Below are 18,469 nucleotides of genomic sequence, written 5' to 3'. Positions count from 1 at the left end.
CGGGAGTAAGTACATGTCGCACCATCTCGACACGCCCCTCGCCGCCCAGGGCGGTCAGCTGTACATCGACGACCTGTACGTCTTCAACGGCGACCGCGCCACGGTGTTCGTCATGGACGTCAACAGTTCGGTGACCAAGGCCGACATCAAGCGCGGCTTCCACGCCGAGGCGCGCTACGAATTCAAGATTCACATCAACGGCGCCGAGATGGAGGATCTGACCTACCGATTCGCCTTCGGCGAGCCCGACGGCGACGCCAAGCAGACCCTCCAGTTGTACGAACTCACCGGAGCGGACGCCCGCGACGACGCCGCGATGGGCACTCCCATCGCCGAGGGGCGGACCGGTGAGGTGTCGACCGGCGGCAACGTCCGGATCTGGGCCGGGCGGATCACCGACCCCTTCTTCGTCGACCTCGGCGAACTCGCCACCATCAACGGCGCGGTCAAGAACGGTTCACGGGTCGACCGCTCAGCGTGGCGGGTCGACCAGGCCAAGAACAGCTTCGCCGGCACGACCGTCGAGTCGATCGTCCTTGAGGTCTCCCACGACGAGCCGCTGCTGCGCGACGGCACCGAGATCGGTGTGTGGTGTCGCACGCTGCTTGCCACCGACGCCGGCGGATGGCGTCAGATCAACCGCGCCGGCCACCCGATGATGTGGCCGATCTTCTGGCCGCACGACACCGACTTCTCGGATCCGGCCAACTTCCGACACCCCGGTAGCGACCTCACCGAAGGCGGCGAGGAGATCGCGCACGCGGTCGCCGGTGTCGTCGCGGCGAACGGCACCGCACCGGACCCCCAGGCGTACGGCTGGAGCGTCGCCCGGCAGCTCTACCCCGACCTGTTGACGTACAAGGTCGGCACGGCCGCGAACTACGGCTTCGCGGTCCGCAATGGCCGCACGATGGCCGACAACGCGCCCGAGGTGATGTTCTCGCTGGTCCTCAACACCGGCACGACGTCGGGTCTCACCTCGGACGTCACGAAGGCCGCCCGTGCCGCCGCGTTCCCGTACGTGGTCCCGGCCTGAATCTGCTGGGCTGGCTGGCGGACCCGCGAAAACGGACTGACCCCCTCGGCGTCGCCGAAGAGATCAGTCCGTCGGAAGCGGAGGCGGTCAGCCCTCGATGTCCCGGGGGTCACGACTGCGGGGGTAGGTGTTCTTCTCACCGATCGTGCCGTCCTGCTTCTTGATCACGTGTTCGACGCCACGGTCGGCCGCCATCTCGCGGCCCTGGGCCTGCGCGTCGGCCTTCACGTCATGCGTGCTGCTGGCCCGCTGGTGGCCCTCCGGCTTGTTCTTCCACTGCCCGTCCTCGTGGTACGTGTCGACGTCACCCTTGGCCATGGCTGGCTCCTCCCTGCGTCTGAACTGTCCCCCGAATCAGTGCCCAGAGCCGGGCCGGACAAACCGCAGCCCTCAGGAGACGACCGGGCAGTTGCCGCTCGTCCGCTTGACCGTGTACTCGCGATCGTCGGTGGTGATGCCCGACGGCTCGCCGTCGAAGTGGGTCTCGACCTTGTCCCAGCCGCGGCGCTGCTCGTAGTGCAGATGCGGCGCGCCGGAGTTGCCGGTGCTACCGAGCCGCCCGATCTGGTCACCCTGGGCGACCTTCTGACCGACCTTGACCAGGGACGGTTCGAGCATGTGCAGGTACTGCGTCTCCCACTTGCCACCTGGTCGATCTTCACCCAGTAACCGCCGCCGCGCCCCCGTGGGCCGTCCGGGTCCTCCGAGGTACGGCCACCCAGCGACCCGTTGATGCCCGCCACCGTGACCGTGCCGGCGTACGACGCGAGCACCGGCCGCCCCCATGCCTCACCCTCGGTCGGGAAGAGATCGACGTCGTAGTCGTCGTGGCCCGGGTAGGTGCCGAGTTGCCACGTCTCGCCGCAGCCGACCGGCATCTGAAAGAGCGGGCGCGGCCCGCCGGTCGCAGCAGCGGCACCACTACCAGTGCGATGCCGAGCACGGCGGGCCCGCCGCGAACGGGACCGCGTCGGCTGGTCGGCGATCAGTCGAGGCCCAGGCCGCGCCGCCCGGTGGGGTTGAGGTCGCCGGGCTGGAAGCGGTTGGGCCAACTGCGCTCGTAGTGCTCCGCCGGGAAGTCCGTCGGGCTGGACCCGGCCTGGAACGCCTCCCGGACGGATACCGAGTACCGCTCGTTGCGCGGGCACCACGGGGCGGCAGGGATGTACATGACGTTGCCCCAACCCTGTTGGCCCTGGACCGGTGCCACGCCGTGGATCATGTCGCAGTGCCACCAGACGGAGTCACCGGCCTTGACGTCGGGGATGCCGGCGATGGCCTGCATGAGCAGCGGGTGCCACGCCTCGTTGGCGGGGAAGACCTGGTTGACCGTGACGCCGCACATGTCGTCCTCGGGCACGTCGGCGAGCAGCGGCCGGAGCATCAGGTAGGCCATCGCCTCGGGGATCGGGACGGTGTGCAGCACCCCCTGGTCGTGGTCCATGTCGGAGAGGGCCGTCCAGCCCTGGAAGGTGCGGAAGGCCGAGCACATGGTGGTGCCGGGGTACTGCGGTCCGGCGGTGCGGTGGGCCGCATCCCAGGGGTCGTACTGCTCGACGGTGCCGTCGAAGAGGTGGCGGAAGGCCTTCTGGTACGCCTCGGTCATCCACAGGTCGAGGGTGCCGGGATCGAGGTGGGTGCCCAGGCCGTTGGAGTCGGCGCCCGGCGGCCGGCGGCGGATCCGGTCCGGGTAGAGCGAGTCGCGATTCGGGTCGAACCACCGCACGCCCTCGGACTCGTGCTTCCACTGCCGGTTGAGGAATGCCTGCACCCGGGCCATCCGGTCGCTCTGGCGGGCCTGCATCTGGGCGGGCGACCAGTAGATCGGGTAGATCTCGGGCGTGGATCCCACGCTGCCGAAGAAGTCGTCGGCGGGGCCACGGTAGGCGTCGGTGAACCCGTTGCTGTCCACGTAGTCGACGATGTCGCGGTCCCAGTCGAGGGCCTGCTGGCGGTCGAAGTGGCCGCGGACGACGAGGCAGCCGCGCTGGCGCAGTTTCGACAGGGCCTCCGCCGGCACGGTGCCGGCCTCGATGTCCGCGTAATCGATGACCGGCCAGATCGTCTCGCCGCGATCCCTGGCGGTGATGATCTCGTCGACCTTCGTCTGGACCCGCCGTTCGACGACCGCGAACACCTCTTCGACCGTACGGCCGGAGGCCTCGATCCGCTCCTGCAGCGCGGCCTTGACCTCGCGGATGGCAGCGGGGAGGTCGTCCGGGGTCGACTCCCAGTGCGGCAGGGGTGGGAGCGGGGCGACGGCCGGGGCAGGCTGGGCGTTCATGGCGCGACTCCTTCTAGTTAGGGCTCCTTCTTACAAAGATTGTATGAGTCGGGCACCCTTCTAGGCAAGACTCCTGCCTAGAATCGGGGGGTGACCATCGCCAAGCCCTCGCTGGAGCTGCTCCGCACGCTGACCGACGAGCACGTACTGCGGGAGTTGATGCGGGCGCGGCGGCTGACCCGCGCCGACCTGGCGGCCCGCAGTGGCCTGTCCAAGCCCACCGTGGGCGAGAGCGTGCGCCGGCTGACCGAGGCCGGCCTGGTCGTGGACACCGGGGAACGGACACCCGGCGGGCGCGGCCGGGGTCGCGTCGGCTCGTACTACGCCCTCGCCGACACCGTCGGCACCGCCCTGGCCATCAGCATCGCTCCCGACGGCGTGGCGGTCGAGCGGATCGGTGCACACGGCGACGTCCTCGGACGGACCCGGCACGACATCAGTCGACCGGCCCGGGCCGAGCAGGTGGCGGACGCCTTGCGCACCGCCGTCGCGCAGGCGCGGGAGGGCACCGGTGACGCCATCCGACTGGCGGTCGTCAGCGCCGCCGACCCGGTGGAACGCGCCAGTGGCCGCCTGGTCCGACTGCCCGACGCACCGTTCCTGCTCGGCGACCTCGACCCGGTCGAGGTGCTGACGCCACAGGTCGCCGGCCCGGTCGTCGTCGACAACGACGTCAACTGGGCGGCGCAGGCCGAACGCGACACCGATCCGACGGGCCTGGGCGACTTCGCCTACGTGTTCCTCGGCGAAGGCCTGGGATGCGCGATCGTCAGCGACGGCGAGGTACGCCGCGGCCACTCCGGAGTCGCCGGCGAGATCGCGCATCTGGTGACCATCGGCCCCCGCGGCCAGGCAACCCGGTTCATCGACGTGTTCGCCGACCTCGACCTGCGACGCGCCGGCACGACGGCCATCGACGTCGATCGCGTCCGTCAGCTCGCCGGAGCCGATCGTCAGGCGCTGGGGCAGGCCGTCAGCGGCGTGCTCGCCGCCATCGTCGCGCTCACCGATCCGCGACTGGTCCTCATCGGCGGCCCCTGGGGCAGCCACCCGGCGATCCTCGACGCCGTCACCACGGCCTTCACCCGGATGCCCCGCCATGTCGAGGTACGCCCGGCACGGCTGACGGAGGAACCGTCGCTGGCCGGCGCCCGCGCCGAAGCCCTCGACCGTCTCCGCTCGGCCATCATCGCCCTCCCCCAACGAACGGCACCCTCGGCGCCCCTCCGGTTCCCCGACCAGCAGGACCACGAATTCGGCTGATGACGTGAGGGGTGTGATGGTGGCCGCTCGGTGACAGAGCACGTGGCCGATGTCGTCCTCAGGAGACGGTTGGCGGCGCGGGCGGTCACCCGGATGCGCAGTTGTTGCTCGCCCGCTTGAGGATGAGTTCGCGATCGTCGGTGGTGATACCCGACGGCTCCCCGTCGAAGTGGGTCTCGACCTTCTCCCAGCCGCGGCGCTGCTCGTAGTGCAGATGCGGCGCGCCGGAGTTACCGGTGCTGCCGAGCCGCCCGATCTGCTCACCCTGGGCGACCCGCTGCCCGACCTGGACCAACGGCGGTTCGAGCATGTGCAGGTACTGCGTCTCCCACTTGCCACCGTGATCGATCTTCACCCAGTAACCGCCGCCGCGACCGCGCGGGCCCTCCGGATTTTCCGGGGTGCGCCCGCCCAGCGACCCGTTGACGCCCGCCACCGTGACCGTGCCGGCGTACGACGCGAGCACCGGCCGCCCCCACGCCTCGCCCTCGGTCGGGAAGAGGTCGACGTCGTAGTCGTCGTGGCCGGGGTAGGTGCTGAGCTGCCACGTCTCGCCACAGGCCACCGGCAGCTGGAAGAGCGGGCGCGGCCCGGCCGGTCGCAGCATCGGAACCGCGACGATCGCGATGCCAAGGAGGGCCGCCACCGCGACGAGGGCGAGAAGGAGGCGGAGGGTCCGGCTTCGCGGGCGGCGGTGGGAACGGGCTCTGGTGGGGCGGCCGGTCGTCACCGGCCCGAGCATGGCAGATCCCGGCAACAGCCCGGCTCCGGGCCGCACCCGAGCAAGGAGACATTGCAGTCGCATCGTTAAACGGGTACGGTCAGATACAATGCAGTTGTATTGCAACGAGAGTGGGCTCCCATGCACGTGATCGCGTTGTCCGAGGTGGCCGCCGACATGATCGACCTGGTCGGCGGCAAGGCGGCCGGGCTGGGCGAGCTGATCCGGCACGGCGAACGGGTCCCCGACGGCTTCTGCGTCACCACCGAGGCGCACCGGCTCGGCGTCATCCCCCTGGCCGAGGTCGTCGCCGCGTACGAGCGACTCGGGGCCGGCCCGGTGGCGGTGCGTTCCAGCGCCACCGCCGAGGATCTGCCCGACGCGAGCTTCGCCGGGCAGCAGGACACCGTCCTCGACGTCACGGGCACCACCGAGCTGATCGCCGCCATCGAGAAGTGCTGGGATTCGCTGCACACCGACCGCGCGATCGCCTACCGCGACGCCCGCCAGATCGATCATCAGGCGGTGCGGATGGCCGTCGTCGTGCAACGCATGATCACACCTGTGGTGGCGGGAGTGCTGTTCACCGCGAACCCGCTGACCGGGCGCCGTGACGAGATGGCGGTCGACGCCGCTCCGGGCCTCGGCACCACAGTGGTGGATGGCGCGACGGCCGTCGACCACTACGTCCTCGACGATGTCACGCGCCACGACTCCGGATGCCTGACGTCCGCACACCTGGCGGACCTCCGGGCCACCGGCGAGCGGTTGCAGGCTCACTTCGGCTGCCCGCAGGACGTCGAGTGGGCGATCGACGCGGACGACGTCCGGTGGCTGCTCCAGTCCCGGCCGATCACCAGCCTGTTTCCCCTCCCACCGGAGACCGACAAGCCTCTCCCCCGCGTCTACCTGGAGTTCGGGCACGTCCAGGGCATGCTGCAGCCGGTCACCCCGATGGGCATGTCGACCCTGCGGGCGCAGATCGCCGCGATGCTCGCCACGCTCGGCGTACGGGTCGAGATCGTCGACATCGGCGGCCGCCTCTACGGCGACCTGACCGACCTGGCGCGGGACAGGTCGTCCCGCAAACGACTGGTGAAGCTCCTGGCGGTCGACTTCGGGCCGCGCGCCCAGGCGGTGATGCAGCACGTGCTGGCGGACCCCCGGTTCGCCCCGACCGGCAACCGCGCGACGCGCGGCGGGGCGCCGGGGGCCGCGTCGCTGCGGACGGCCGGCCGCGCGGTGGTGGGGATCCTGCGCGCGCTGGCCCATCCCGAGGCCGCGCGGGCCCGGATGTTCGAGGCGATCGAGCAGATCAGAGTACGATCAGCCGCCCCCGCCGACCTGCGGACCGCCGCCGACCGACTGCGCTTCCTCCAAGCGCGCGACGCCGACGACAACGCCGACGCGATCATGTGGCCGATCGTCGCGGGGATGCTCGCCGCCGCGCTGCCGACCGCCCTGCTCAAGGGTGTCGCCGGCCCGGACGAGATCCACGCCGTGCTGGGCGGCATGCCGCACAACGTCACCATCGAGATGGATCTGGCCCTGTGGCGGCTCGCCCAGGGCGTGGGCGACCACCGCCAGCTTCTCCTCGACACCCCACCGACCGAGTTGGCCACGCGTTACCTGCGCGGAACGCTGCCCGACATCGGCATGGCGGCCTTCCTGGACACCTACGGTCACCGGGGCGCCGCCGAAGTCGACCTCGGCGTGCCACGCTGGGCGGAGGACCCGACACCCGTCTTCGCCGCGGTCGCCAACTACCTGCGGGTCACCGATCCGCAGCAGGGTCCCGACCAACGCTTCGAGCGGGCCGCCGCGGCAGCGGAGAACGCGCTGCGGGAGCTGGTCGCGCGAGCCCGCCGTCGGCGGCCGGTGCGGGGCACTCTCGCCGGTTTCCTGCTGCGCCGGGCGCGGTCGTTGGCCGGCCTGCGGGAGGCCGGCAAGTTCGCCGGGCTGTACCCGCTGCGCGAGACGCGCCGCCAAGTGCTGCTCATCGGCGCCGACCTGCACGACGCCGGGCTGCTGGAGCAGCCCGACGACATCATGTTCCTGACCCTCGACGAGGTGCACACCGTCGTACACCAAGGTGTCGACCTGCGCGGGACGGTCACCTCCCGACGGGCGGTGCACCGCCGGGAGCTGCGGCGTCGGACCGTGCCGGTGGCGCTGCTCTCCGACGGCACGGATGTCGAGACCGTGCTGCCGGGGGCGCCAGCCGCCGATGGGACGCTCACGGGCGTCGGCGCGTCGGCGGGCCGGGTGACCGGCCCCGCCCGGGTCGTCCACGACCCGGGCACCGCGCACGTCGAACCGGGCGAGGTCCTGGTCGCCGCGACCACGGACCCCGGCTGGACCCCGTTTTTCCTCACCGCGTCGGCGCTGGTGACCGAGACCGGCGCGATCATGGCGCACGGCCCGACGGTGGCCCGTGAGTACGGCATTCCCGCCGTCATCTGCGTGCCGGACGCCACCCGGAGCATCTCCACCGGGCAGCTCGTCACCGTGGATGGCGGCGCCGGAACCGTCACCGTCCACTGACCGCCGGCCCTGGCGACAAGGACGACCATGACCGACACGAAGGCACCGACCAGGGCGCGGGTGGGCCCGCTACTGCGCCGTGCGGGCGAGGCCGAAGCCGCTACGTGGCGCAGCCTGTACGTGTGGGCGCGACGCCGCCCACTGCCGCTGGAGCCCGGCGACGAGCCGTTCGGCTACCTCCGGGGCCTGCGGGTACGCCTCAGCTCGGGCATCGACCCCTGGATCCCGTGGACCGACATCGAGGCCCTGCGCAAGCGCTACCGCTCGCTGCCGTCGAGCAGATCGGTGCAGGCCGAGCAGGAGGGCGACCGTCGGGTGGTGTCCATCGCGGTCGGCAGCCAGACGAGCATCGACGTCCTGCTGCGCCGGCCGCTGACCTTCGACCTGCCGAAGGGCGGGTCCGCGCCGACGAACGAGCTGCGCCTGTACGCCGACGACCCGGACGGCCTGCTGCGCAGCGCGCGGGGCACCCCCGCGAGCCACACCGTCAGCCGGTGACCCGCCGCCGGCGGAGGTGCCCGGGTCACCCACTGTGAAACGATCGAGGCCATGCCCAAGAAGGTCGATCACCACGAGCGACGCACCCTCATCGCGGACGCGTTGATGCGGGTCGCCGCGGATCAGGGCCTGGAGGCGGTCAGCCTCCGTCACGTGGCCGCCGAGGCCGGAGTGTCCGCCGGCATGGTTCAGCACTACTTCCGGACCAAGGACGAGATGATGGCGTTCGCGTTGAGCGTGGTGCGTGAGCGCAGCCAGATCAGGGTCACCGACGCGGTGGCGCGGCTGGGCGAGAACCCGGCGCCCCAGGTTCTGCTGCGGACGATGCTCGCCGCGCTGCTGCCGCTCGACGAGCGCACCCGCGACGACGGGCGGGTGGCACTCGCCTTCCTCGCCTACACGGCGGTGCGACCGTCGGCCGCGCCCGGCCTGCACGAGGACACCGCGCAGTTCAACGCGTTCATCGCCAGCGTCCTGCCCGACGACCATGGCGCCGCCGCCGCGGCCGGTCTGCTGGCGCTGATGGAGGGGCTCGGCGTCTACCTGCTGGGTGGGCAGTACACCGCCGAACAGGCGCTGGGCGCGCTGGACGCCCACCTCGACCTGCTCTTTCGCTGATCGGGTCGCAGCTGCGCGTTGGCCCCGGACGCGCGGAGGCACCGACCAGGATGAGCGGATGAGCCGCGTCCCCCGGTCCCGGGTCACCGGACGCCACACCGAGTTCAAAGGGGTACGGCACCGCGGCGCGGGCACCCTGGCGGGGTGTCACCGCGACGCCGGCGGTCACGAGTCCGCTGAGGACGAAGATGCAGCGACTCAGCCTTGTCATGGTCAACAGCCTCGGGAACGTCGATGAACGGCGATGGGTGCGGCGCGGAATCCGGCATGACGGGATGCTGTCCGCACCAAGGCGTTCAGGTGTCCTGGCCGTCAGGTGAGCGGCGACGGGGACTCGGCGCCGGGGATCGTCAGCTTCGGCGTACCGGACCCGTCCGCCGGGACACTCCAGACGTCCGGTTGGCCGTCGTCCTGGCGCAGCGTGTAGGCCAGCGTCGCGTTGTCCAGCCACGCGGCCTGGTCGTCCACGCTGCCGGTCTCGCCCGTCGCGGTGACCCGCATGGTCGCCAGGTCGAGGACCGACAGCCGCCAGCCCTTGGCCGGATCGGCGTCGATCGCCTCCTTGAACGCGAGCCGGGTGCCGTCGGGTGACAGCGACGGGCACTCGACGTTCTCCTTCAGTGTCTCGACCGTGCGGGCGGCCAGGTCGCCCCGGACGAGGTACCTCTTGCTCTCGGTCGACATGGTCGCGTAGAAGCGGTTGTCGTCGGCGGTGACGGTGACGCCCCAGTAGTTGACGTCCGGGTTGCGGTAACTCCGGCCGTCTCGCGTGATCGCAAACGCTGAACTCGAACATCAGCATGTCGGCCGGCTCGACCCAGGAGGCGTGGCTGCGCGCGGACCTGGCCGCCAACAGCAAGCCGTGCACGCTCGCGTACTGGCACCACCCGCTGTTCACGTCCAGCTCCAACCACGCGCCGTCGACGTCGACGCGGCCGCTGTACCAGGCGCTCTACGACTACAACGCCGACGTCGTGGTGTGGGGGCACAACCACGTGTACGAGCGGTTCGGGCCGATGAACCCGGCCGGGGGTTTCGACGCCAACCGGGGTTGGCAACAGTTCCGGATTTTATGGGCAATTATAGTCGGACATTTACATGTATTGTGGGGGTGTGAAGCTCTCAGACTGGGCACGCGAGCAGGGCGTGACCTATCAGACCGCCTGGCGGTGGGTGAGGGACGGCAAGATGCCCGTCCCTGTCCGTCAGGCGCCGTCGGGTACGTGGATCGTGGAAGAGGCGCGGTGCGCAGCCGGTCGCGTGGTCGCTTACTGCCGCGTGTCCTCCAGTGATCAGAAGGGTGACCTGGACCGCCAGACCGTGCGGGTTGTGGAGGGGGCAAACGCGCAGGGCCTCGCCGTGGCGGAGATCGTGACTGAGATCGGCTCTGGCCTGAACGGCAAGCGCCGCGAGCTGCATCGCCTCCTCGCCGACCCGACTGCGGCGGTGATCGTGGTCGAGCACAAGGACCGGCTGGCCCGGTTCGGTGTGGAGTACCTGCAAGCCGCGCTCGCTGCGACCGGGCGTCGCCTGGTGGTTCTGGACGCGGAGGAATCCACGAACGACCTGGTCAAGGATATGGCCGACGTGTTGACGTTGATGTGTGCCCGGCTGTATGGGCAGCGGGCGGCGAAGAACCGTGCCGCTCGCGCTCTGGTCGCCGCGACCGGCGAGGAATCGTTGGTGTGAAGAAGTTCGAGCCGCGGCCCGGTTTCGTGGTCCAGGCGTTCCGTTTCGCGTTGGATCCGAACGTCACGCAGGAGCAGCGGCTGCGGTCGCACTGTGGTGCGGCTCGCGCCGCCTATAACTGGGCTGTCTGGTGGGTGATGGCGTCGTGGTGGCAGCGGAAGGCGGAAGGGTCGTACGGCATCGCCGAGGAGGAGTTGACGCCGTGGCGGCCGTGGTCGTTGCTGGCGTTGCGGAAGGTGTTCAACGAGGTCAAGAAGACCGACCCGCGTTTCGCCGGCTGGTGGCAGGAGAACTCCAAGGAGGCGTACAGCACGGGCCTGGCGAACGCGGCGGCGGCGTTCGACAACTACGCCAGGTCCAAGCGCGGGCAGCGTAGAGGCAAGCGCGTGGGCATGCCCCGGCAGAAGTCCAAGCACAAGGCGCGGCTCGCCTGTCGGTTCACCACTGGCACCATCCGGGTGGAGCCGGACCGGCGGCACGTCACGCTGCCACGGCTCGGGGTGATCCGCACCCACGAGTCCACCCGCAAGCTGGAACGCCGCATCGCCAACGGCACCGCCCGCATCTTGTCCGCCACGGTCAGGTTCGAGCGGGGCCGGTGGTTCGTCTCCTTCCAGGTCGAGACCCAACGCGCCGCCGACCGCGCTGCGGCGCGCCCGGATGTGGTCGCGGGTGTGGACCTGGGCGTGACGTGCCTTGCGGTGATCGCCGACAGCCAGGGCGAGGTGCGGTTCGTGCCGAACCCGGCGCACTACGACGGCGCGCTCCACCAGCTCAGACGGCTCTCACGGCGGCTGGCCCGCCGCCAGGGGCCCGACCGGCGCACCGGGCGCAAGCCGTCGAAACGGTGGGCGATCGCCAACGCCGAACGTAACCGCGTGCATCACCGGGTGGCGAACCTGCGGCAGGACGGCCTGCACAAGCTCACCACCTCCATCACCGCCGAGTACGCCACGGTGGTGGTCGAAGACCTCAACGTCTGCGGGATGCTGCGTAACCGCCGCCTGGCCCGCAAAATCGCCGACGCCGGGTTCGGTGAGATCCGCCGCCAGATCACCTACAAGACCGGCTGGGTCGGCGGCGCGACCGTCGTCGCCAACCGCTGGTACCCGTCGTCGAAAACCTGCTCGAACTGCGGCGCAGTGAAAGCCAAACTACCGCTGCACGTCCGAGTCTTCATCTGCGACGTCTGCGGCCTGGTCATGGACCGGGACGAGAACGCAGCCCGCAACCTCGCCGCCCTCGCGGCGGCCGTAACAACTGGTACCGCAGTGGCCGGAGACCAGGACGCGCAAGCGTCGAACCCGCGTGGAGCCGACCGCAAGACCCGCGCCACCACCCGCAGCCGCCAGGCCACGGATGGGCGGGCAGGTGGCGCAACCCTGCCGCACCAACGGCAGCAGGAAACGCGAGACCGTCATCAGGACACCGAAGCGCAACTCGCGCTCCGGTGACACCGTTACGGACCTTCCCAGCCGAAAGGCTGGGAATGCTGATACCCGACTATGGAATCAGTAACGGTGCTGAAGTTCACCCTGCACTCCGACAGCTACGACTGGCAGTTCGTGCCGGTGGCGGGGCAGACCTACAACGACAGCGGCACCGACAACTGCCACTGACCGCTCGATCCCGCGGACAAGCGCGTGCCCCTGCTCACCAGGCGAGCAGGGGCACGTTCGTACCGTCGACAGGTCAGCGGGCCGTGCCGGCCCGGCGCTTGTTGTAGACGTCGAAGGCGACCGCGACGAGCAGGACGAGGCCCTTCACCACCGACTGGGTCGACTGGTCGATGCCCATCAGCTGCATGCCGTTGCTCATCACCGCCATGATCAGACCGCCGACCATCGCGCCCACCACGGTGCCCACCCCACCGGTGACCGCGGCGCCGCCGATGAAGGCCGCCGCGATGGCGTCCAGCTCGAACATGTTGCCGGCGGCAGGCTGGGCGCCGTTCGACCGCGAGGAGTAGATGACCCCCGCCACCGCGGTCAGGAAGCCCATGTTGACGAACATCCAGAAGTTGACGGTGCGGACCTTCACCCCGGACAGCGCCGCCGCCGACAGGTTGCCGCCGATCGCGTAGACCTGGCGACCGAACACGGTACGCCGGGTGAGCAGGCCGTACACCAGCACGAGGACCGCCAGAATGATCAGCACGATCGGCAGCCCTCGGGCGTGCGCCAACTGCCACGCGAAATACATGAGGACCGCGCCGACCACCACGACCCGGGCGACGAACAGCGGGAACGACTCGACGGGCTGCTGGTAGCGGATGCGCGCCACGCGGGTGCGGAAGCCACTCACCGCGTACCCGGCCACGGCGAGGGCACCGATCAGCACCGTGAAGGCGTCAAAACCCTGCCCGCCGAGCAGCCCGTTGAGGAAGCCCGCCGCGACCTTCTGGTATTCGGCCGGGAACGGCGACAGCGAGATGTTGTCGAGCACCCGCAGGGTGAGGCCCCGGAACAGCAGCATGCCGGCCAGGGTCACGATGAAGGCGGGAATGCCCGCGTACGCCACCCAGAACCCGTGCCAGGCGCCGACCGCGACGCCGACGGCCAGGGCCGCCAGGACGCCCACCCACCAGGGATAGCCCTGCTGGATCACCAGCACCGCGGACACCGCTCCGGTCAGCGCGACGACCGATCCGACCGACAGGTCGATGTGCCCGCCGATGATCAGGATGACCATCCCGATCGCGAGCACCAGGATGTACGAGTATTGAAGGACGATGTTGGTGATGTTGCCGGGGCTCAGCAACACCCCGTCGGTCAGGAGCGCGAAGAGCGCGACGATGACGACCAGGGCGACGTAGATCCCGCTCTGCCGCAGGTTGTTCAACACCAGCGCCCGCAGGTCGCTCGTCCCGCTGTGCAGGGCGGCGGCGGGCGCGCTGTCCGGGGGCGTCGGGCGCTCCGTCGAGGGGGTCTTGATGCTGGTCACGCGACGAGCTCCTTGTCCTTGGTCATCAGCTCCATGAGGCTCTCCTGAGTCGCCTCATCCACCGGCACCTCTCCGGTGATCCGGCCGGCGGCGAGCGTGTAGATGCGATCGCACATGCCCAGCAGCTCCGGCAACTCGGAGGAGATCACGATCACCGCCTTGCCTGCGGCAACCAACCGATTGATGATCGTGTAGATCTCATACTTTGCACCGACGTCGATCCCCCGGGTGGGTTCGTCCAGGATCAGGACATCCGGGTCGGTGAACAGCCACTTCGACAGCACGACCTTCTGCTGGTTGCCGCCCGAGAGCTTGCCGACCACCGCCATGACGCTGGGCGTCCGGATGTTCATCTCCCGTCGGCTCGCCTCGGCGACCTTGATCTCCTCGTTGCCGTTCACCCAGCCCAGGCGGGACAACCGGTCCAGGGCGGCGGCGGAGACGTTGCGCCGGACGTCGTCGATGAGGTTCAAGCCGTACCGCTTGCGGTCCTCGGTGACGTAGGCGATGCCGTTGTCGATCGCCTCGGCGACAGTGCGCGCGTGCACCTCACGCCCGTGCACGAAGAGCCGGCCCCGGATGTCGCGCCCGTAGGACCGACCGAACACGCTCATGGCCAACTCGGTCCGCCCGGCCCCCATCAGACCCGCGATGCCGACGACCTCACCGGCGCGTACGGACAGGCCGACGGCCTCGACGACCATCCGGTCCTGGACCGGGTGCCGCACCGTCCAGTCCTCGATCCGGAGCACCTCTTCGCCGGGGGACGACTCGCGGCCGGGGTAGAAGCTGTCCAGGTCGCGCCCGACCATGCCCCGGATGATCCGCTGCTGGGTCACCTCGTCGGATTTCATGTCGAGGGTCTCGACCGTGCGCCCATCGCGGATGACGGTGGTCGAGTCGGCGATCGCGGTGATCTCGTTGAGCTTGTGCGAGATCATGATGCAGGTGATGCCCTGGTCCTTGAGCGCCCGCAACAGATCGAGCAGGTGAGCCGAGTCGATGTCGTTGAGGGCGGCGGTCGGCTCGTCCAGGATGAGCAGGCGCACCTTCTTCGACAGCGCCTTGGCGATCTCCACCAGCTGCTGCTTGCCGACGCCGAGCTGGATGACCGGGGTGACGGGGTTCTCGTGCAGCCCGACGGACGCCAGCAGCTGAGCCGCTTCGGCGTTGGCGAGGTTCCAGTCGATCAGCCCGCCGCGGCCACGCCGCTCGTTGCCGAGAAAGATGTTCTCCGCGATCGACAGGTACGGCACCAGGGCAAGCTCCTGGTGGATGATCACGATGCCGTTGGCCTCGCTGTCCCGGATGCCCCGGAACTGCATCGGCTTGCCGTCGAAGAGGATCTCGCCGTCGTACGAGCCGGACGGGTGGACGCCGGACAGCACCTTCATCAGGGTGGACTTACCGGCACCGTTCTCACCGCAGATGGCGTGGATCTCCCCGCGGCGTACCGCGAGGGTGACGTCCTCCAGCGCGGTCACGCCGGGGAACGTCTTGGTGATACGACGCATCTCGAGGATGGTGTCGTCCATGGTCACTGTCCTCCGTCAGGTCTGGACCTGGTACGCCCAGGCGTCGGGCCCGGCGGCGACCGCCGGGCCCGACGAGTGGGTTACTTCTTGGCCTGACCGGCGGCGACCTCTTCCGCCGTCCAGTAGCCGGAGTCGATCAGCGCGGCCTTGATGTCGTCCTTGTAGACCGTGACGATCGGCAGCAGGTACGCCGGGACGACCTTGACACCGTTGTTGTACGTCTTCGTGTCGTTGGCCTGCGGCTCCTTCTTCTGCAGGAACGCCTCGGAGGCGTTCACGGCCTGGTCGGCCAGCAGGCGGGTGTCCTTGAAGACCGTGGAGCTCTGCACGCCGTCATTGATCAGCTTGATCGAGGCGATCTCCGCGTCCTGGCCAGTCACCACCGGGATCTTCTTGCTCGCGGTGCCGTAGCCGGCGTTCTGCAGGGCGGTGATGATGCCTCGGGAAATGCCGTCGTATGGCGACAGCACACCATCGACCTTCGAGCCGTCGTTGTAGCTGGAGGTGAGCAGGTTCTCCATCCGCTTCTGCGCGGTCTCCTGCTGCCACCGCAGGGTGGCTACCTGCTCGATGGTGGTCTGCTTGGACTTGACCCGCAGCGTGCCGTCGTCGACGAACGGCTTCAACGTGTCCATCGCGCCGCCGAAGAAGTACTGGGTGTTGTTGTCGTCGAGCGAGCCCGCGAAGAGTTCGACGTTCAACGGGCCCTTGGCCGTGCCCTTCGAGCCGTCCTTGTTCTGCAGGCCGAGGCCGACAAGCAGCGCGGTGGCCTGGGCGACGCCAACCTTGTAGTTGTCGAAGCTGACGTAGAAGTCGACGTTCTTGCTGCCCCGGATCAACCGGTCGTACGCGATGACCGGGATCTTCGCGTCGGCGGCAGCCTGCAGTTGGCTGCTGAGCGCCGTGCCGTCGATCGCGGCGATGACCAGGACATCCGCGCCCCGGGTGATCATCTGGTCGACCTGCTGGGACTGCGTGGGGATGTCGTCACCGGCGTACTGGAGGTCGACCTTGTAGCCCTTGGCCTCCAGTTTCGACTTCACCGCGTTGCCGTCGGCGATCCACCGCTCCGAGGTCTGGGTCGGCATCGACACACCGATCGTCAGGTCGCCCGGCTTGTCGCCGCTCTTGTCGCCGCCGCTGCCCGCACCCTCGCCACTGCATGCCGCCAGACTCAGCGCCAACACCGCGCCGCCGAGAGCAACCAGGAATTTCCTGCCCACGGGCTTCTCCTCTCTGGACTCCCCCGCCGACTGCCGGGGCCAACTGTCACCTTTCGGGTAGTGTTAGCGCTCACATACGATGCGTCAACACCTGATCCGAAATACCGGTGTCACGGTCTCGTAACGGAGGCACCAGGCGAGCGTAACCAGAGGACGATCTTTCCGGAAGCGGCAAGGTCGCGGCGATTCCACCGTCGTGGGTGGAGGCCCCACAGGCTGATGCCCGCGGGCGACGGTTGTCGTCCGCGGGCATCAGCACGGCGGGCCTGATCAGGTGGGCTGCCGCGACCTCATCGGGCGGCGGACCCGGTCAGCTACCGCTGCGACCACCGCTGGTTCGCCGCCGCGGTGCAGGTCCAGAGGAGCACCGTGGTGCCGTTGGCGGTGCCGTTGTTGTTGACGTCGAGGCAGAGCCCGGACTGCACACCGCTGATCGTGCCGTTGGAGTTGATCGTCCACCGCTGGTTGGCCCCACCGTTGCAGTCCCAGATCTGCGCCCGGGCACCGGCCGTGGCGTTGAGGGGTGCGTCCAGGCACTTGCCCAGCGACTGCAGGGTCTGACCACTGATGGTCCAGCGCTGGTTGGCAGCACCGCTGCAGTCCCAGATCACCGGCTGAGTGCCGTTGGTGGTGTTGCTCGCCGGAACGTCGAGGCAGCGGCCGGAGGCGGCACTGACGAACGCGCTCGACGTGGTCGGCGGCGGGGTCGTCGGCGGAGTCGTCCCGCCGCCGCTGACCCGGAACACCACCGTGCCGTGCGCCGGCACGCTGGCGCTGATGGCCCCGCCGGTGGAGCTGGTGGCACCGGACCACGCGTCGACCAGCGTGAACGAGGTCCCGGACTTGCCGACGGCAGCGGCCGTGGTCGAGATCGTCGTCGTCGACGCGCCCTGGTTGAGCAGGGCGACGGCGACATCACCGTTGGCGAGCCGCTTGGCGAGCACCCGACGGGTGCCGTCGAACGAGACCTGCGTTCCCTGCAATCCGAGCGAGTCCTGATTGATCGCGATCAGGTTGCCGTTCTTGAGGATGGTCTGGGTGGCGGAATCCATGTTGCGCACGTCGTTGCCGGCGATCAGTGGCGACGCCATGATCGCCCACATCGCGAAGTGACTGCGCATCTCCGTGTCGTTCATGCCACCCCGGCCGATCTCCATCATGTCCGGGTCGTTGAAGCTGCCCGGCCGCGCGTACGACGCCAGCGGAACGGTCACGTTGATGATGTTCTGGATGCCCATCGGGTAACCGTTGGTCTGGCCGGTGTTCCACGCGTTGGTGATGTCCTCGGTGGTACGCCACATGTTGGCCACGTCGCCCCAGTTGCGCTGGGGGCCGGTCTTGGCGTGGATGCTGTTCGAGTTGATGCTGTAGACGATCGGTCGACCGGTGGCGGCCAGCGCGTCACGCATGCGGGCGAAGGTGGTGACCTGCTCGTCGATGCTGCCTTCCGGAGAGCACCAGTCGTACTTGAGGAAGTCGACGCCCCAGGCGGCGAACTGGCGGGCGTCCTGCGCCTCGTGTCCTCGGCTGCCGGTCGCTCCCGGGTAGGAGCCGAAGTACTGCGCGCAGGTCTTGTCGACCGGCACCTGGTAGAGGCCGAACTTCAGGCCCCGGGCGTGCAGGTAGTCGCCGAGCGCCTTCATCCCGCTGGGGAACCGACCCGGGTCTCCCTGGATGTTGCCGGAGCCGTCCCGGTTCGGGTTGAACCAGCAGTCGTCAACCACGACGTACTGGTAACCCAGGTCCTTCATCCCACTGCTGACGATCGCATCCGCGGACTGCCGGATCAGCGCTTCGTTGATGTTGCAGCCAAATGAGTTCCATGAATTCCAACCCATGGGTGGCGTGCGGGCCACCCCGTTGTCCAGTGCCTGCGCCGCTGGGGCGCGGAGGCCAACCAGAGCGGCGGCGAGCAGCAGTCCGGCCGCCAGTACGCTTCCCCAGCGACGACCTCGAGTGATGCGGTTCATCGAGCCTCCTTGTCGGTGGCGCCCGCCCGGAACTACGATCTGGTTGCTGGGCCGATAACTGGACGCCGAGTTTTGTTAGCGTTAACAGAGACGTCCATCATGTTACGACGACATTTCATGAGGTTCAATACCTTCCCGTCTCGAC

Annotated in this window: 16 protein-coding genes and 1 pseudogene; 8 read left to right on the top strand and 9 right to left on the bottom strand. The window is 69.2% G+C overall.

Annotation, left to right across the window (positions count from 1 at the left end):
• The first annotated feature begins 13 nt into the window (after positions 1-13).
• Positions 14-1,036 (top strand): DUF4331 family protein, encoded by a 1,023-nt coding sequence (locus tag OG811_RS20195; protein WP_406067892.1) that lies wholly within the window; start codon positions 14-16, stop codon positions 1,034-1,036.
• 87 nt (positions 1,037-1,123) lie between these two features.
• Here OG811_RS20195 and OG811_RS20190 read toward each other — a convergent pair whose 3' ends face one another.
• The 3 genes from OG811_RS20190 to OG811_RS20180 form a co-directional block, all read right to left on the bottom strand.
• Complete coding sequence (locus tag OG811_RS20190; protein WP_406067891.1) at positions 1,124-1,354, bottom strand: DUF2188 domain-containing protein; 231 nt, start codon at positions 1,352-1,354, stop codon at positions 1,124-1,126.
• 72 nt (positions 1,355-1,426) lie between these two features.
• Positions 1,427-1,654 carry a M23 family metallopeptidase gene (locus tag OG811_RS20185; RefSeq protein WP_406067890.1) on the bottom strand — a complete coding sequence of 76 codons (228 nt, stop codon included), beginning with the start codon at positions 1,652-1,654 and terminating at the stop codon, positions 1,427-1,429.
• 367 nt (positions 1,655-2,021) lie between these two features.
• Positions 2,022-3,320, bottom strand: coding sequence for a DUF1479 domain-containing protein (locus tag OG811_RS20180; protein ID WP_406067888.1), 1,299 nt, complete (start codon positions 3,318-3,320; stop codon positions 2,022-2,024).
• A 90-nt stretch (positions 3,321-3,410) separates the two neighbouring features.
• Here OG811_RS20180 and OG811_RS20175 point away from each other — a divergent pair, with 90 nt between their 5' ends.
• Positions 3,411-4,583 (top strand): ROK family transcriptional regulator, encoded by a 1,173-nt coding sequence (locus OG811_RS20175; protein WP_406067887.1) that lies wholly within the window; start codon positions 3,411-3,413, stop codon positions 4,581-4,583.
• Between the two features lie 85 nt (positions 4,584-4,668).
• Here OG811_RS20175 and OG811_RS20170 read toward each other — a convergent pair whose 3' ends face one another.
• The gene (locus OG811_RS20170; protein ID WP_406067886.1) at positions 4,669-5,325 is read right to left on the bottom strand and encodes a M23 family metallopeptidase; all 657 of its coding nucleotides are present in this window, start codon (positions 5,323-5,325) and stop codon (positions 4,669-4,671) included.
• Positions 5,326-5,445: 120 nt separating this feature from the next.
• Here OG811_RS20170 and OG811_RS20165 point away from each other — a divergent pair, with 120 nt between their 5' ends.
• The 3 genes from OG811_RS20165 to OG811_RS20155 are packed head-to-tail and all read left to right on the top strand — an operon-like array spanning position 5,446 to position 8,964.
• On the top strand, positions 5,446-7,848 hold the full coding sequence (locus OG811_RS20165) for a PEP/pyruvate-binding domain-containing protein (RefSeq protein WP_406067885.1): 2,403 nt from the start codon (positions 5,446-5,448) through the stop codon (positions 7,846-7,848).
• 27 nt (positions 7,849-7,875) lie between these two features.
• Positions 7,876-8,346 (top strand): hypothetical protein, encoded by a 471-nt coding sequence (locus OG811_RS20160; RefSeq protein WP_406067884.1) that lies wholly within the window; start codon positions 7,876-7,878, stop codon positions 8,344-8,346.
• 51 nt (positions 8,347-8,397) lie between these two features.
• On the top strand, positions 8,398-8,964 hold the full coding sequence (locus OG811_RS20155) for a TetR/AcrR family transcriptional regulator (RefSeq protein ID WP_406067883.1): 567 nt from the start codon (positions 8,398-8,400) through the stop codon (positions 8,962-8,964).
• 312 nt (positions 8,965-9,276) lie between these two features.
• Here OG811_RS20155 and OG811_RS20150 read toward each other — a convergent pair whose 3' ends face one another.
• Positions 9,277-9,648, bottom strand: coding sequence for a TolB family protein (locus tag OG811_RS20150; protein WP_406067882.1), 372 nt, complete (start codon positions 9,646-9,648; stop codon positions 9,277-9,279).
• A 116-nt stretch (positions 9,649-9,764) separates the two neighbouring features.
• On the opposite strand from OG811_RS20150, the pseudogene OG811_RS20145 reads away from it, so the two are divergent.
• From OG811_RS20145 to tnpB, 3 genes and pseudogenes are all read left to right on the top strand, one after another.
• Positions 9,765-9,953, top strand: a pseudogene (locus OG811_RS20145) (metallophosphoesterase family protein); the annotation flags it as partial.
• Positions 9,954-10,077: 124 nt separating this feature from the next.
• Positions 10,078-10,653 (top strand): IS607 family transposase, encoded by a 576-nt coding sequence (locus OG811_RS20140; protein WP_406067881.1) that lies wholly within the window; start codon positions 10,078-10,080, stop codon positions 10,651-10,653.
• On the top strand, positions 10,650-12,107 hold the full coding sequence (gene tnpB / locus OG811_RS20135) for an IS607 family element RNA-guided endonuclease TnpB (RefSeq protein WP_406067880.1): 1,458 nt from the start codon (positions 10,650-10,652) through the stop codon (positions 12,105-12,107). The genes OG811_RS20140 and tnpB overlap by 4 nt, the downstream gene beginning before the upstream one ends.
• Before the next feature lie 238 nt (positions 12,108-12,345).
• Here tnpB and mmsB read toward each other — a convergent pair whose 3' ends face one another.
• The 4 genes from mmsB to OG811_RS20115 all read right to left on the bottom strand — a co-directional run bounded on the left by mmsB (position 12,346) and on the right by OG811_RS20115 (position 18,324).
• Positions 12,346-13,596 carry a multiple monosaccharide ABC transporter permease gene (gene mmsB, locus OG811_RS20130; protein WP_406067878.1) on the bottom strand — a complete coding sequence of 417 codons (1,251 nt, stop codon included), beginning with the start codon at positions 13,594-13,596 and terminating at the stop codon, positions 12,346-12,348.
• A complete protein-coding gene (gene mmsA / locus OG811_RS20125) occupies positions 13,593-15,131 on the bottom strand; it encodes a multiple monosaccharide ABC transporter ATP-binding protein (RefSeq protein WP_406067876.1) in 1,539 nt (512 codons plus the stop codon). Before mmsA ends, mmsB begins: the two co-directional genes overlap by 4 nt.
• Positions 15,132-15,211: 80 nt before the next feature.
• Positions 15,212-16,354 carry a multiple monosaccharide ABC transporter substrate-binding protein gene (gene chvE, locus OG811_RS20120; RefSeq protein ID WP_406067875.1) on the bottom strand — a complete coding sequence of 381 codons (1,143 nt, stop codon included), beginning with the start codon at positions 16,352-16,354 and terminating at the stop codon, positions 15,212-15,214.
• Between the two features lie 314 nt (positions 16,355-16,668).
• Positions 16,669-18,324 carry a glycoside hydrolase family 27 protein gene (locus OG811_RS20115; RefSeq protein ID WP_406067873.1) on the bottom strand — a complete coding sequence of 552 codons (1,656 nt, stop codon included), beginning with the start codon at positions 18,322-18,324 and terminating at the stop codon, positions 16,669-16,671.
• Between the last annotated feature and the right edge of the window lie 145 nt (positions 18,325-18,469).

It is taken from the genome of Micromonospora sp. NBC_01638, assembly GCF_045209745.1.
Taxonomy (GTDB): Bacteria; Actinomycetota; Actinomycetes; order Mycobacteriales; family Micromonosporaceae; genus Micromonospora.
This window is presented reverse-complemented; position numbering and strand designations above follow the sequence as displayed.

Coding starts and splice junctions, on each gene's coding strand:
- OG811_RS20195 (WP_406067892.1), top strand. CDS start 14: ATGTCGCACCATCTCGACACGCCCCTCGCCGCCCAGGGCGGTCAGCTG.
- OG811_RS20190 (WP_406067891.1), bottom strand. CDS start 1,354: ATGGCCAAGGGTGACGTCGACACGTACCACGAGGACGGGCAGTGGAAG.
- OG811_RS20185 (WP_406067890.1), bottom strand. CDS start 1,654: ATGCTCGAACCGTCCCTGGTCAAGGTCGGTCAGAAGGTCGCCCAGGGT.
- OG811_RS20180 (WP_406067888.1), bottom strand. CDS start 3,320: ATGAACGCCCAGCCTGCCCCGGCCGTCGCCCCGCTCCCACCCCTGCCG.
- OG811_RS20170 (WP_406067886.1), bottom strand. CDS start 5,325: ATGCTCGGGCCGGTGACGACCGGCCGCCCCACCAGAGCCCGTTCCCAC.
- OG811_RS20165 (WP_406067885.1), top strand. CDS start 5,446: ATGCACGTGATCGCGTTGTCCGAGGTGGCCGCCGACATGATCGACCTG.
- OG811_RS20160 (WP_406067884.1), top strand. CDS start 7,876: ATGACCGACACGAAGGCACCGACCAGGGCGCGGGTGGGCCCGCTACTG.
- OG811_RS20155 (WP_406067883.1), top strand. CDS start 8,398: ATGCCCAAGAAGGTCGATCACCACGAGCGACGCACCCTCATCGCGGAC.
- OG811_RS20150 (WP_406067882.1), bottom strand. CDS start 9,648: ATGTCGACCGAGAGCAAGAGGTACCTCGTCCGGGGCGACCTGGCCGCC.
- mmsA (WP_406067876.1), bottom strand. CDS start 15,131: ATGGACGACACCATCCTCGAGATGCGTCGTATCACCAAGACGTTCCCC.
- OG811_RS20115 (WP_406067873.1), bottom strand. CDS start 18,324: ATGAACCGCATCACTCGAGGTCGTCGCTGGGGAAGCGTACTGGCGGCC.